This is a genomic window from Niallia sp. 01092, from assembly GCF_052318935.1.
Classification (GTDB): domain Bacteria; phylum Bacillota; class Bacilli; order Bacillales; family Cytobacillaceae; genus Niallia.
Map to the genome: position 1 here is coordinate 236,981 of NZ_JBQRKO010000003.1, position 13,173 is coordinate 250,153.

General features: G+C 34.5%; 12 protein-coding genes and 1 pseudogene. 7 read left to right on the forward strand and 6 right to left on the reverse strand.

Going from position 1 to position 13,173, the window contains the following annotated elements:
• Nucleotides 1-18: 18 nt before the first annotated feature.
• Nucleotides 19-624 (reverse strand): annotated as a pseudogene (locus tag ACTXGU_RS04915) (bifunctional transcriptional activator/DNA repair enzyme AdaA); the annotation flags it as partial.
• A gap of 352 nt (nucleotides 625-976) precedes the next feature.
• Here ACTXGU_RS04915 and ACTXGU_RS04920 point away from each other — a divergent pair.
• Nucleotides 977-1,834, forward strand: coding sequence for a dimethylarginine dimethylaminohydrolase family protein (locus ACTXGU_RS04920; protein ID WP_443480384.1), 858 nt, complete (start codon nucleotides 977-979; stop codon nucleotides 1,832-1,834).
• Nucleotides 1,835-2,023: 189 nt separating this feature from the next.
• On the opposite strand, the gene ACTXGU_RS04925 is transcribed toward ACTXGU_RS04920, so the two are convergent.
• The gene (locus ACTXGU_RS04925; protein WP_443480385.1) at nucleotides 2,024-3,448 is read right to left on the reverse strand and encodes an alanine/glycine:cation symporter family protein; all 1,425 of its coding nucleotides are present in this window, start codon (nucleotides 3,446-3,448) and stop codon (nucleotides 2,024-2,026) included.
• Between the two features lie 278 nt (nucleotides 3,449-3,726).
• On the opposite strand from ACTXGU_RS04925, the gene ACTXGU_RS04930 reads away from it, so the two are divergent.
• Nucleotides 3,727-4,035, forward strand: a complete 309-nt coding sequence (locus ACTXGU_RS04930; protein ID WP_443480386.1) for an AbrB/MazE/SpoVT family DNA-binding domain-containing protein — start codon at nucleotides 3,727-3,729, stop codon at nucleotides 4,033-4,035.
• Nucleotides 4,036-4,213: 178 nt separating this feature from the next.
• On the opposite strand, the gene ACTXGU_RS04935 is transcribed toward ACTXGU_RS04930, so the two are convergent.
• Entirely contained in the window at nucleotides 4,214-5,431 is a 1,218-nt protein-coding gene (locus ACTXGU_RS04935) for a murein hydrolase activator EnvC family protein (protein WP_443480387.1), read from the reverse strand.
• Nucleotides 5,432-5,742: 311 nt separating this feature from the next.
• On the opposite strand from ACTXGU_RS04935, the gene ACTXGU_RS04940 reads away from it, so the two are divergent.
• From ACTXGU_RS04940 to ACTXGU_RS04960, 5 genes are all read left to right on the forward strand, one after another.
• Nucleotides 5,743-6,312, forward strand: coding sequence for a DUF1541 domain-containing protein (locus ACTXGU_RS04940; protein WP_443480388.1), 570 nt, complete (start codon nucleotides 5,743-5,745; stop codon nucleotides 6,310-6,312).
• 834 nt (nucleotides 6,313-7,146) lie between these two features.
• Complete coding sequence (locus ACTXGU_RS04945; RefSeq protein ID WP_443480389.1) at nucleotides 7,147-8,526, forward strand: HAMP domain-containing sensor histidine kinase; 1,380 nt, start codon at nucleotides 7,147-7,149, stop codon at nucleotides 8,524-8,526.
• The gene (locus tag ACTXGU_RS04950) at nucleotides 8,526-9,209 is read left to right on the forward strand and encodes a response regulator transcription factor (protein ID WP_443480390.1); all 684 of its coding nucleotides are present in this window, start codon (nucleotides 8,526-8,528) and stop codon (nucleotides 9,207-9,209) included. Before ACTXGU_RS04945 ends, ACTXGU_RS04950 begins: the two co-directional genes overlap by 1 nt.
• Nucleotides 9,206-9,763 (forward strand): TVP38/TMEM64 family protein, encoded by a 558-nt coding sequence (locus ACTXGU_RS04955; RefSeq protein WP_443480391.1) that lies wholly within the window; start codon nucleotides 9,206-9,208, stop codon nucleotides 9,761-9,763. The genes ACTXGU_RS04950 and ACTXGU_RS04955 overlap by 4 nt, the downstream gene beginning before the upstream one ends.
• Nucleotides 9,764-9,953: 190 nt before the next feature.
• Nucleotides 9,954-10,241, forward strand: coding sequence for a hypothetical protein (locus ACTXGU_RS04960; RefSeq protein ID WP_443480392.1), 288 nt, complete (start codon nucleotides 9,954-9,956; stop codon nucleotides 10,239-10,241).
• 271 nt (nucleotides 10,242-10,512) lie between these two features.
• On the opposite strand, the gene mdh is transcribed toward ACTXGU_RS04960, so the two are convergent.
• Genes mdh through ACTXGU_RS04975 form a run of 3 tightly spaced genes read right to left on the reverse strand, consistent with a single transcriptional unit; the run spans nucleotide 10,513 to nucleotide 13,170 of the window.
• Nucleotides 10,513-11,460, reverse strand: a complete 948-nt coding sequence (gene mdh / locus ACTXGU_RS04965) for a malate dehydrogenase (RefSeq protein ID WP_443480393.1) — start codon at nucleotides 11,458-11,460, stop codon at nucleotides 10,513-10,515.
• A 4-nt stretch (nucleotides 11,461-11,464) separates the two neighbouring features.
• A complete protein-coding gene (locus ACTXGU_RS04970) occupies nucleotides 11,465-12,454 on the reverse strand; it encodes a F510_1955 family glycosylhydrolase (RefSeq protein WP_443480394.1) in 990 nt (329 codons plus the stop codon).
• A 17-nt stretch (nucleotides 12,455-12,471) separates the two neighbouring features.
• Entirely contained in the window at nucleotides 12,472-13,170 is a 699-nt protein-coding gene (locus ACTXGU_RS04975) for a 4Fe-4S binding protein (protein ID WP_443480395.1), read from the reverse strand.
• Between the last annotated feature and the right edge of the window lie 3 nt (nucleotides 13,171-13,173).

A 13,173-nucleotide genomic window follows, 5' to 3' on the forward strand; every position in this document is an offset into this window, starting at 1 on the left:
AGATCCCCTCCCTTTTTTACGACGCAGCTGACGATATTGTTCTGGCGTATAGCCGATTTTCTTTTTAAACAAAGTTGTAAAATAGGAAGTATTGGATATACCTACACAACTAGCAATATCCGCAATAGCTTTATTCGTTTGCATTAAATACTCTTTAGCCGCATTTAATCTAACCTGTTGTATATACTCAACTGGTGTAATTCCTTTCATCTTTTTAAACGTTCGATGTAAATGATAAGGACTCCCATGAGCAATATTCGCCAACGTTTCTAACGTTAATTTTTTGATAAAATTTTTATCAATGTATTCAGTGATAAAAGCAACCCATTCACTATCAGGCAACTTCTCATTAGTTGGCTTGCAGCGTTTACAAGGGCGAAAATTTGCATGAAGTGCTTGTTCTGCGTTTTGAAAAATAAGCACGTTTTCTTTTTTCGGAAGGCGGGATTTGCATGACGGTTTACAGAAAATCCCCGTGGTCTTTACAGCATAGCAAAATTGTTTATTGTACGAAGCATCATTATCTATAATTGCTTGCCACATTTCATTTGTCATCATTTCGAGGCCTTTCAAATGTTCATGATCATGACTCATTTGAAATCCATTATTGGCGCTGTCCTTCATTATACCTCACCTCTTCTTTAACTTGCTTCATACCTAACACTATAACCTTTTAAATTTGAAAAAATAAGGCTTTAAAAATGAAATAGCAAGATAACAAAATGAGACTAGGTTATTAACCTTTTACTAACTTCTGCATATTATATAAAAAAATAGTTTATGCTGGAATACATATTATATTTTCCTTTATGCTTTTGATGGATTAAACCATAACATATCTGTTAAAATGACATAAATAGATTTGAACATGAGTCGAAATTTTGTTCTGAGTGCTTGAAAATATCCTATTTAAGCATCACTTTAGTAAGCTATTAACTTCAGTATTTTTAATATTCAAATTTATTGAGGGGAGCAAATGACAATGATAGAAAGTGGAAGCCTCTGTAATGTAAACTGCAGAACGGAATATAACCATCTGAAGCATGTAGTCGTGTGTTCTCCGAAATATATGAGTATCAAACAAGCAATAAATGAGACTCAGAAACTCTATCTTTTGGATAATATTGATCAAGCGAAAGCTATGAAACAACATGAGGAATTTGTTACAGTATTACAGGAAAATGGGGTAGAAGTTCATATGCTTCCCCCCGACGAACGTTATAACGAACAGGTTTTCACTAGAGATATTGGCTTTTGTTTGGGGAATACCTTATATATTGGAAATATGAAAAGCGATATACGTAAAGGAGAAGAAGCGGCACTTAAAAACTGGCTGGATTATCATCATTTTACATATGTTGAAATTACATCAGGTCCTATTGAAGGTGGGGATGTTATTATCACCGAAAATAAAGTATGGGTTGGCCTAAGTGGCAGGACCTCTCAAGAAGCAGTTAATGAATTAAAAACTAAACTTACTACTCATGAAGTAATCCCTCTGCTATTAAAAAAAGAGATACTGCACCTAGATTGTGTATTTAATGTTGTTTCATCTAATACAGCAATTATTTATTCAAATGCTTTCTCCGAAGATGCACTCACGTTAATAAGAAAGCATTATAAGTTAATTGAAGTTGACGAAGCGGAACAATTTTCAATGGGGCCAAATGTACTGTCACTGGAACCAGGGAAAATGCTAAGCCTTCCTCAAAATGTACGAATAAATGAGCAACTACGGAATGCAGGATTTCATGTTATTGAAGTTGATTTTTCCGAAATTATTAAATCAGGTGGTTCCTTTCGCTGCTGCTCTTTGCCTATCTTTCGGGAATAAATACGTGAGTGGTACTCCTTTTTCCCACAGGAGTATAGCGACGAGAAGGCTTGGCACTCGTCCACGGAAAGCGAAGTGTATTTTAGGCTGCGGGGTAAATAACAACAAACTATACGAAAAGAGTGTAAACAACAAACAGCCACAATTCATCTGCTTGAAAAAATTGTGGCTGTTTTTTACACTTTAAAATTAAATCACATTGCTTTTTTTATTTTTAGAAGAAGATGGCCAACCCTCAATGCCCTCTAGATTCTCGATGCTGTCTTTATAAAACTGAGGGTCCTTCCCAGCTTTTTTCTGTTTAATGTAATCATTCATTGCCGCAAAGGCAATTTTAGATAAAAACAAAATCGCAATTAAGTTGACAATTACCATTAAGCCCATAAATAAATCTGCTAAATCCCACACTAGCTGCACTTTTGCTACAGATCCAAAGAGAACCATAACAAGTACACCTATACGGTATACCATAAGCGCTGTCTTATTCGTATTTAAAAACTCAATATTTGTTTCGCCATAATAATAGTTTCCGATTAATGTACTGAATGCAAACAGCAATACCATAAGGGCAAGGAAACCTGGAGCCCATGAACCAATATGGGTAGCTAGTGAAGCTTGCGTTAACTCAATCCCGCTTAATTCTGTTTGTTTATAAACCGGTGAAAGCAGGACAATAAACGCAGAACTAGTACAAATAATTCCCGTATCAATAAGCACGCCCAAAGCTTGAATTAATCCTTGTTTAACAGGATGGCTTGTGACAGCAGCTGCTGCTGCGTTTGGTGCACTTCCCATACCTGCTTCATTGGAGAATAGTCCCCTTTTAATCCCATTCATGATGATGGCAGCAAATGATCCGCCAAGCGCTTGCTCCAAGCCAAATGCACTTTTAAAAATCAGCATGAGAACGCCAGACACTTCTGTAATATTCATGACGGTAATAAATAAAGCAATGCCGATATAAAGAACCGCTAATACAATGACAATGTATTCAGATGCTTTCGCAATGCGTTTAATACCGCCAAAAATAATAGTAGCAAAAACAACGGTCATAATAATGCCAAGTGTAAGGCGGTCTGTTCCGAAAGAGTTTTCAAATGCTACTGTAATAGTATTCGACTGTACCGCATTAAAAACGAAGCCGAAAGAAAGAGTAATTAAGACAGCGAATACAGCACCCATCCATCGTTTTTTTAACCCTTTTTCCATATAATAAGCAGGACCGCCGCGGAAACCTTCTTTGTCTTTCACTTTATAAATTTGTGCAAGTGTACTTTCAACGAAACTAGAAGTAGCACCAATTAGCGCAATAACCCACATCCAAAAAATGGCGCCAGGACCGCCAAGTGCAATAGCAATGGCAATACCAGTTATATTTCCAGTACCTACACGAGCCGCCATGCTGATGCAAAATGCCTGAAACGGAGAGAGTCCAGACTTAGAACCTGTTTTCCCTTCTTTTAATACAAAGAACATTTCTTTCAACATACGAACTTGCAAGAATCGTGATTTAACCGTGAAGTATAGACCGGTTCCAATCAACATAATTATTAACAACTTAGACCATAAAAAATCGTTCAATTCCCCAATGACATTTATTAAAGCTTGTTCCAATTATTTTCCTCCTCATAAAAAGCTGAGATCCTTTTATCTAACACCCTTCGATATCATACTTTACATCATATAAAAAGAGACAAAATCCGATAAAAATTTACTAAACTTTAAGTATAAGTAAAATTTTAGCAAAATACTTTTTATACATCTTGTTAACTTTTATTACTAAGAATATGAATAAGAAATCTGCATAATTTCTTCACAAATACTTAATATAATAAAAAAACTACGTCAAAATTTATTGAATTTAATCTATTCTTTTAGAAAGATTGTAGAAGGTGTTGGTAATTCTGATCAAAAGGAAAATATATAAAAACGGGCAAATTTCTATCCCTAAACATCTACAGGAAGAGCTAAAAATAACCGATGGGGATCTTCTCTTTGTATATATTGTAAATAAAACGATTTTTATAGAAGCTGCACATGATAATGAAACCTTAAATCAATGTTATATTAGGGATGGACGCATCTCTATTCCAACAGAAATTCGACGTATATTAACTATTACAAATAGAACAACTCTGATAATGGGAATTTCTGAGGATAAACAAAAAATTTATGTAAAAATTAATGAAGTACAAAATTAATATGGACTATTCAAATAAACGCTTTGAATCTTTCAATTATGCATTTTTTAGAAAGATTAAAATAAGCCATTGCATACAAAGCAATGGCTTTTTAAATTAAGATTCTTTTTTTACAATACCTAAAACGATTTACATTTTTTACAAAATGTTTTATTTTCCTCTTCTAAATAGCCTGATATTATATAGACATATAATCTAATGGATTAATAGCATTTGATTTTGCTTGGTTCCATTCACCCTTATGCATTTCAAAATGCAAGTGCTGTCCAAATGAATGACCAGTATTTCCCATAATGCCAATTTGCTGTCCTTTAGAAACAGTTTCTCCTGCTTGAACACTTCTATTATCCATATGTGCATAGACAGTAGTATAGATTTGTCCATCGATTGAATGAGAAATAAAGACAACATTCCCATAACTAGAGGAATAATAAGATCTACTAACAACGCCGTCGGAAGCAGCAACTATAGGAACATCAGCACTATTTGCAATGTCTATTCCAGCATGAAATTTATTCCATCTCTCTCCTAGAGTTGATGTTAATCGACCTTCAGCTGGTTTAATCCATACTCCAAAACTATTATTTTCAGTAGAAGCTTGTCCTGCCGTGTCTTTTTTTCGTGTGTTTTCTAAATCAATTGCTTTTCCGATTGCTTCATTTTGTGCTGTAAGCAACGATTGTTCCTCTTCTAAATTTAATTTCTCGTTCTCTAAAGATTCTTCTTTAGTTTTCAATGAAGCCATGATATCATCTTTTTCCTTTTTTTGAACATCTAAGTTTTTCTTCATTATTTCCATATCATTTACATATTGTTGCAAGCTTTCCAACTTTTCATTTATTTCTATTTGTTTTTTTTCTAAAAGTTCCTTATCATCAAGATGCTGACGAATCAAGTCTCCATCTGCATTAACTATAGTTGCAACAGCACCTACTCTATCGATAAAATCACTAAAACTTTGAGATCCCATAATTACATCTAAATAACTGATACTCCCAGTTTGTTGGTATAACCGAACACGTTCTTTTAACAACTCTTCCCGCTTTTTTATCCGGTCTTGCAATTCAGAAATCTCTTTTTTTAATTCCTCTATTTTTATTTTTGTATTCGTAATTTCCTCATTCTTATCCCGTATTTTTTGATTTATATCACTAATTAACATATCAAGGCGTTGTATTTCTGAATTAATTTTATCTTGTTCATTGTGTAATTGATTTAACTCTTGGTTCACTTTATTTATCCCAGACTCTACTTCAGAACGATTTTCTTGAACATCTTTTTTACTATGTAAGTCTTGAACCGAAGATGCAAATGCACTAGAATCAATAAAAAATAAAGTAAAAGAAGCTGCAATTCCAATTTTTATAGCTGAGGTCTTAAGTGTTAGTTTTTTCATTTCTGATTTTTTCTCCTGACTGGCGTTTATGCTTTTACTTCTATAACATTTTTAAAATATTGATTTATCCCCTAGGTAAACTTAAACACTAATATCTATTTCAATAAGCAAAATTATAACATCACTTTTTGTCGAAATAGCAGTTAAAAAATTTTACAGTTATGTTTCGTTGTAATATTTTTAAAATGTTTTAGAAATCTCAAAATACGGGTAGAAACAGACTAGAGTACTTTTTTCTTTAATGGAGTCACTCCATATTTTCTGCACATTTTCTTGGTATATTGTTAAACATCAAAGGAGGAGTTATTTACATGTTGAAAAAATCAGTATTATTATTAATTGCAGCCCTTTTCTTAGTATTAGGAGCCTGCTCCAACTCTAATGATAAAAATAAGGAAAGCTCAGAAAATAAAGAGAGTAAGGAAAGCATGGATCATAGTAATATGAACCATTCTGACTCAGGTGAAGTTCCAGAAGGGATGAAACCTGCAGAAAATCCAACCTATAAAGTTGGAAGTAAAGCGATTATTAATGCTGACCACTTGAAAGGCATGAAGGGTGCTGAAGCAACGATTGTTGGTGCCTATGACACGACTATTTATGCTGTATCTTATACTCCAACAACTGGTGGAGAAAAAGTTGAAAATCATAAATGGGTCATTCAAGAAGATCTTAAAGATGCAGGTGATAAATCTTTCGAACCTGGAGCGGAAGTTGTTTTAGATGTAGATCATATGGAAGGCATGAAGGGAGCAACAGCTACAATTGATTCAGCCGAAAAAAGCACGATTTACATGGTGGATTACAAACCAACAACCGGCGGCGAAACCGTGAAAAACCATCAATGGGTAACAGAAAGTGAATTATCTCCAATTAAATAATGTGTATACAAAATGAATGTATGTTAACTTATCTAAAAGCTTATTCCTTGAGTGGATAAGCTTTTTTACTTGGTGTAACATACTAAATAGCTATAAGTTTTTTTTCTGCATAAATTCTTTAAACAATTGAAGTATGATAACTCAAACTTCGCAGTTATTAATTCCTCTTCATGTATTTCCATAACTTAGTTTAGAGCATTTAGATAAGGGTGATTGAATAGTCTTTTTGAGTGTTTTTTTTGCAAACATTATTCCTTACAAATAGGGGCTTGCTTTCCGTTTCAGGATACGTGGGGCGTGCGATGAGCCTCCTCGGCGCTTGCGCCTGCGGGGTCTCATCTAACCCGCTAATCCCACAGGAGTCTCGCACCTTCTACTTCAATCAAGCCGTTTTATCAATTAGTTGCTGTCGCTGAACTGGTAAAAAACACCCACCTTATAGAAATAGACTCAAGCGGCACATTTTGGTAGAACAACGTTGAATAAAAACATGAAAAAAATCAACGCTACTATTGTTTAGCAATAATACCTTGTAATGAAATTCGAAAACAAGAACTTATTTTAAAACAAGTTGCTTGTAACGGAGGGTGCGAAGACTCCTGCGGGAAATGTGGGAAGGCTGAGACCCCGCAAGGCAACGCCGAGGAGGCTCAGCTCCCCCCCCCCCGCGGAAAGCGAAGCAACCCGTAGTGGAAAGCAACCTCAACAATAAAAAAACAAGCCTTCCTTTTTATTGTTCTAAACCAAGTCCTATCAAGATTTGCAAACGAATTTGAAGGTGCGAAGTTTGAGTGATAACTTATATTCATTTAATTCGAATGAAGGTGATAAAGATTGAACAAACTCTCTATAAAATTAGGTATCGTATTCTTTTTCATTATTTTCGGACTGGAAACGTTTATGTTCTTCTTTCTACATAACGCTCTAGTCAACTCTCGTGTAGAGGAAGAATTATCTTCCTTACAGGCAAGAGGGAATGCTCACCGTGATATTCTTGAAGATCATTTTGATAAAGATACCATTAGCCATGTTGCATTAATGGAATCTGAAGCTATTACCGATGTAGTTATAACTGATTTTTCTGGTCATATATTAGGCTCCTCTTTTAAAAACAATCAAATAGAACAATATTTAAAAAAGCCGCAATCAAAGATTGCTGCAAAAGGTCAAATAGTCGAAGCTGACTGGGAAAATAAACCTTATATTATCACGATAAGTCCTATTGCAATGGACAAAAAAACAATAGGGTTTGTTTATATGTTTCAAGAGACTACATCTATCCAATCATTAATAGAAAGATTAAATCAACATTTTTTACTAACTGGTTTTATTGTGCTGTCTCTTACATTTATCGTCATCATTATTTTAACAAAAGCCCTTACAAAGCCACTCATGAAAATGAAAGAAGCTACCTATCAAATCAGTAAAGGCAATTTTTCCGTTACCCTTCCTAAAACAGGAAACGACGAATTAGGAGAGTTGGCTGAATCGATAAAATTGCTTGCGCAGGACTTAAATTATTTAAAAAAAGAACGGAATGACTTTTTAGCCAGTATATCCCATGAGCTTAGAACGCCTTTGACTTATATAAAAGGGTATTCAGATATTGTCATGACAAGAGATCTTAACCGCGAAGACCAAGAGAAATATTTGAAGATTATCGTTGATGAAGCAAATCGTCTTTCTTCCTTAATTGAAGATTTATTTGCATTAGCAAAAATTGATAAAAATTCATTCGTTATTCAAAAACAAAAGATTTTACTGAATGATTTGCTGAAAAAAATGGATCTTAAGCTATCCCCTGCATTTAAGGAGAAAAATATGAGCCTTATCATCTGCTGCCCTGAAATGACTTATTTATATGCTGATCCATCAAGACTCGAACAAATTATAATCAATTTATTGGATAACTCTATCAAATATTCATCCGACGACAGTAAAACGATGATAACAGTTATCCCAAAAAAGAAGACAACTGAAATCATCATTAAAGATAATGGGAAAGGCATACCTGATAAAGATCTTCCTTACATTTTCAACCGATTTTATCGAGTGGAAAAGTCTCGGAAAAGGTCATTAGGCGGAACGGGACTTGGATTAGCCATTGTGCAAGAACTAGTTCACGCTCAAGGTGGATCAATAAATGTCCACAGCAAACTAAATAGCGGCACAACTTTAATCTTAACTTTTGATAATAAAGGAGCTGATAAATAATGAAAAACATCCTAATAGTAGATGATGAACCACAAATGCTAGACTTGATTGCCCTTTACTTATCCCCTTTAGAATATCATTGCATCAAGATAAGTTCTGCAATGGATGCCATTATCTATTTAGAATCAAATCCAGTCGATCTTATTTTACTAGATGTAATGATGCCAGAAATGGATGGATGGGATACATGCAAAGAAATAAAAAAATATTGGGACACGCCGATTATTATGCTTACAGCAAGAACAGAAAAACGAGATATTGTAAAAGGCTTAAGACTCGGCGCAGATGATTATATTTCAAAGCCATTTGATGGCGAAGAGCTTGCAGCAAGAATAGAAGCGATGCTAAGAAGAAATAAGAAAAGCACGCATAAATTATTTTTTGAAGGACTTACATTAAATCAGGAATCTTTCGAATTACAATATCAGGGAAAAGACATTACACTGACTCCAAAAGAATTTGCTTTGATGAACCTTTTTCTACAAAATCATCATAAAGTTTTCACAAGAGATCACTTAATACATTCTATTTGGGGACATAGTGTAACAACAGAAGATCGAACGATAGATTCCCATATCAGAAATTTGCGGGACAAACTCCGAAAAGCTGGATTCCCTGCTGAAGAATACTTGTTGACTGTTTGGGGAGTTGGGTACAAATGGGCCGGAAAGGATAATAATTGACAGATTATCTGCTTAATTATTTGCCTTCAAATCCTATATTGTCAGCTATTATTAGTATTACTTTGAATATATTAATCGCCATTTTCGGATTCCTGCCTAGTGCTTTTCTTACCGGTGCAAATATACACTTTTTTTCTTTTGAAAAAGGGGTGATTATATCCATAATCGGAGAATCCTTAGGAGCTTTAGTTAGTTTTATTATCTATCGAAAAGGCATATACAAAATAAGGTCCTATAGTAAAAACAAGAACAATTTATTAAAAAGATTGGAAAACGCTTCTACATCTGAAGCTATCATTCTTATTATTATCTTAAGAATCCTCCCTTTTATTCCATCAGGAGTAGTTACACTAACAGCAGCATTTAGCAAAATTAAGGTTGGCGCCTTTACTATTGCAAGTACAATAGGCAAGATTCCTTCCTTATTAATAGAGGCTTACTCTATTAATAAAATATTCAATATAAAATCAGCTTTCTTGGAGGAGAATATTATTTATATTACTATTATTCTTTTACTATTATATATTTTTATAAAAATTAGGAAAAAGAAATAATTAATACAACCATGTCCCAAAATATAAGTAACTCCCAAAATAGTAATAGGCAGTTACTTATATTTTTCTTTAGATTTCTCTATTGAAGTAGAACAACCATTTTTCTTTTTAAAACTTCCTTTAAAAGAAAAAATAAATTGATAATCTTTTCTCTATACTCGTTTCACTAACAAATTTTTCTTTAGATTTTGTGTTATTTTTAAATCTAAAATACAAAAAAATCGCTCGGACATATAAATCTATAGCAATTGATATTGTTCTTGCAGGAACAGCTTACGGTTTAGCTCTTGGGATACTCCCTGCACTTGAAGGAACTATGTCAGGGATGATGAGTGGAATGATGGGTGCTATGCTTTGGGAAATGATTGCTCAAAATCAATCTGTCATCATGATAAATATTTTTCTTACCCTTTCTGTCAGTTCATTGCTATTGTTTCAAATTTCACCAAATCCATATGAAAAAAGAAGGATATTATGATAAGAAATGGCTTCTTAAACCTCTCTATACTTTTTCTTTCTCGCAGCTTACTTGTTTTTTGGCAATCAATTAGCTAAGCAGTCGACTTTATCAAAATCAAATCTTTATGGTGAAGATGGGTACAAAAGTCACAACAACCAGGAGTTACAAAGGAATTGACGTAAAAGGTCTGACTGGACAATTATTTTCCTATTAAACATCGCCCAAATGCATCGGGAGACCTTTTCCCCCTTTTTTCATTTCAATACTTCCCCTCTTTATTAGTCTTCAACTATTCAAAATCTACTAGAGCATCAATGACTTGTTTTACAGAAGTTGCTGACTTATCTAAAGCTGTTTTTTCTTCTATACTTAAATCTAATTCAATTACTTTCTCCATCCCGTTGCCGCCAATAATCGTTGGGACGCCTAAATAAATGCCATTATAACCATACTCCCCCTCTAAATAAGCAATAGTAGGAAGAATACGTCTCTGATCCTTTAATATAGATTCGCAAATGTCGACCAATGATGCAGCTGGTGCGTAATAAGCACTTCCATTCCCCATTAAGTTTACAATCTCCCCTCCCCCTTTACGAGTTCGTTCAACGATTGCTTCAAGCCTTTCTTTCGGAATAAGATGTTGAAGAGGTATTCCTCCTGCATAAGAATATCGAAGCAACGGTACCATATCATCGCCGTGTCCACCTAGTACAAAACCTGTTATATCTTTCACAGAAAGATTCAACTCTTGTGCAACAAAAGTTCGAAAGCGAGCGGTGTCAAGAATTCCTGATTGACCTATCACTCTATTTTTAGGAAAACCTGATTCCTTGAATACTGTATAAGCCATAGCATCAACAGGATTTGTTAAAACAATAATAAAGCAATTTGGTGAATATTTTACAATTTCCCTAGCAACAATTATCATAATGCTTTGATTAATTTGAACTAAATCATCTCTATTCATTCCAGGCTTGCGGGCAATTCCTGCAGTAATCACTACAATATCTGAGTCCTTTGTATCTTCATAATTAGAGGTTCCTGTAATTCTAGCATCAAATCCTAGAATTGGACTTGCCTCAAGCATATCCAGTGCTTTCCCCTTTGTTTGATTTTCCATTTGCGGAATATCTACTAATACAACATCCCCTAATTCCTTTTGCGCCAATAAAAAAGAGGATGTTGCTCCAGTATATCCACTACCGATAACCGATATTTTTTTTCGTTTAATTGTCACAATCTTATTTCCCCTTTTTTAATATAAAGAGCATTGAAAGAAAATTTTCCAATGCTCTATACTTACTCTTTACTCCTTTTTCCATTAATGTTTCCCAGTTTCGTCCGCCATCAACACTTAAAAGGAGATTATTTTCAAATGTTACTGCGACTATCTTTTCTGTTTTCTTTGGCTGAATAGCAAAATAGGCAACGGCATCCTTGTTAAGGTCAAGTCCGATTTTTCCCCACGCTGCACCATTATTTTTACTTATCATCATTCCAGCATCCCTCTCTGTTATAGAGTAGCTGATCAGATCATTTGAACCTGGAATTACACTTAATGCAGTAATTAACCGTTTTTCATCTACGATTTTCCATGTTGCTCCACCATCCTCTGACCGATAAACCCCTGTATTTGTCCCTGCAAGCAATCCGTTTTCATTGTTTGGAAAGGACAGCAGTGAATAAACACCATGAAAATCGTTCACGAAACCAGTTCCTTTTACCCTCTCCCAACTTTCTCCTTTATCCTTACTCTTATAAATTCCCGCTTTATAATCTCCGTTGCCCATTTGAATTACACCATACACGATATTTGGGTTCTTTATATTTGAGGTTAGAATGTGAAAATCAACTTTTCCTCCTAACGCTTTCGTTTTCCAATTTCCTCCATCATCTTTACTTTCCAGCACTCCGAGTGGATTAGGCAAATCAGAAGTTGGTCCTGGATGTCCGCTCGTCAGCATTGTTCCATCCGATTGCATATGAAATCCCATCAAATCAAAATCATCTTTTCCAACAAATGACCACTTTTTTTCACGATCCTTTGTCACAATCATTCCTTTGTGGGTAGCCATATAGATGAAATCGTCTTTTGAATAAGCCACACCATGAACATGTTCTACGTTAAATCCTTTATCAAGTTTTTTTGAATACTCTTTTTCACCATCGGAACTACATCCGGAAAGGAGCAATCCTACAGCTGTTAATCCTGCTAAAAGCTTTAATTTCATTTTTTCTCCTTTCTTTTTTACACTCGATGGACCATTGGCAATGAAAATAAATAGAGATTTGCAACAGTTAAGAAAAGCATCAAAGCATAGTATGGAGCTAATTGTTTAAAGGAACCCTTCTTGCCAATACGAAAGACTGTATAAATGGAACCAACAAGCCCAAATATGATAATAGCATATTGAATCCACTGAACAGATGAGACAGATGCCAAGCTCAAATCACCACTCAAACTGGTTCCAAATAACGCTGCTGAGTTAAACCAAATTGCTTTCCCCTCAGTTAAAATATGAAATAGATTATGAGCTAAATGTCCAGCTAAATCCAAAGGAATAATCGCATAGCCAAACCGCACGAAGTTTTCTTTTATCTTTTCTTTATCTCCTTTTAACATACTAGCAAGTTTTGCAGTTCCTAATAATAAGAGAATAGGAAGTATCATAGAAATAACAAAAGCAACAGTGAAGTTTACAGTATAATTTGTTGTCCCTGTCAATGAAGCAATCATTCTAAGAATGTCTTCCCAAATCTTTAACATCGTAATATTTTGTACAAATACTATTCCCATAATGACAGCCGCAAGTGAGGCGTGTTCTATTTTTGGTTTTTTAATGCTCCATATTTCCTTAGTCGGTACACGAGGAGAAATTCTAATCGAGTTATTAGGACAAGCTTTCACACAATTTCCACATAAATTACATTCAGCACTTGAATCCATCGT

What these genes read in the sequence shown, in the direction of transcription:
- ACTXGU_RS04950 (WP_443480390.1), top strand. Translation starts at nt 8,526, where the DNA reads ATGAAAAACATCCTAATAGTAGATGATGAACCACAAATGCTAGACTTG.
- ACTXGU_RS04935 (WP_443480387.1), bottom strand. Translation starts at nt 5,431, where the DNA reads ATGAAAAAACTAACACTTAAGACCTCAGCTATAAAAATTGGAATTGCA.
- ACTXGU_RS04975 (WP_443480395.1), bottom strand. Translation starts at nt 13,170, where the DNA reads ATGGATTCAAGTGCTGAATGTAATTTATGTGGAAATTGTGTGAAAGCT.
- ACTXGU_RS04920 (WP_443480384.1), top strand. Translation starts at nt 977, where the DNA reads ATGACAATGATAGAAAGTGGAAGCCTCTGTAATGTAAACTGCAGAACG.
- ACTXGU_RS04940 (WP_443480388.1), top strand. Translation starts at nt 5,743, where the DNA reads ATGTTGAAAAAATCAGTATTATTATTAATTGCAGCCCTTTTCTTAGTA.
- ACTXGU_RS04970 (WP_443480394.1), bottom strand. Translation starts at nt 12,454, where the DNA reads ATGAAATTAAAGCTTTTAGCAGGATTAACAGCTGTAGGATTGCTCCTT.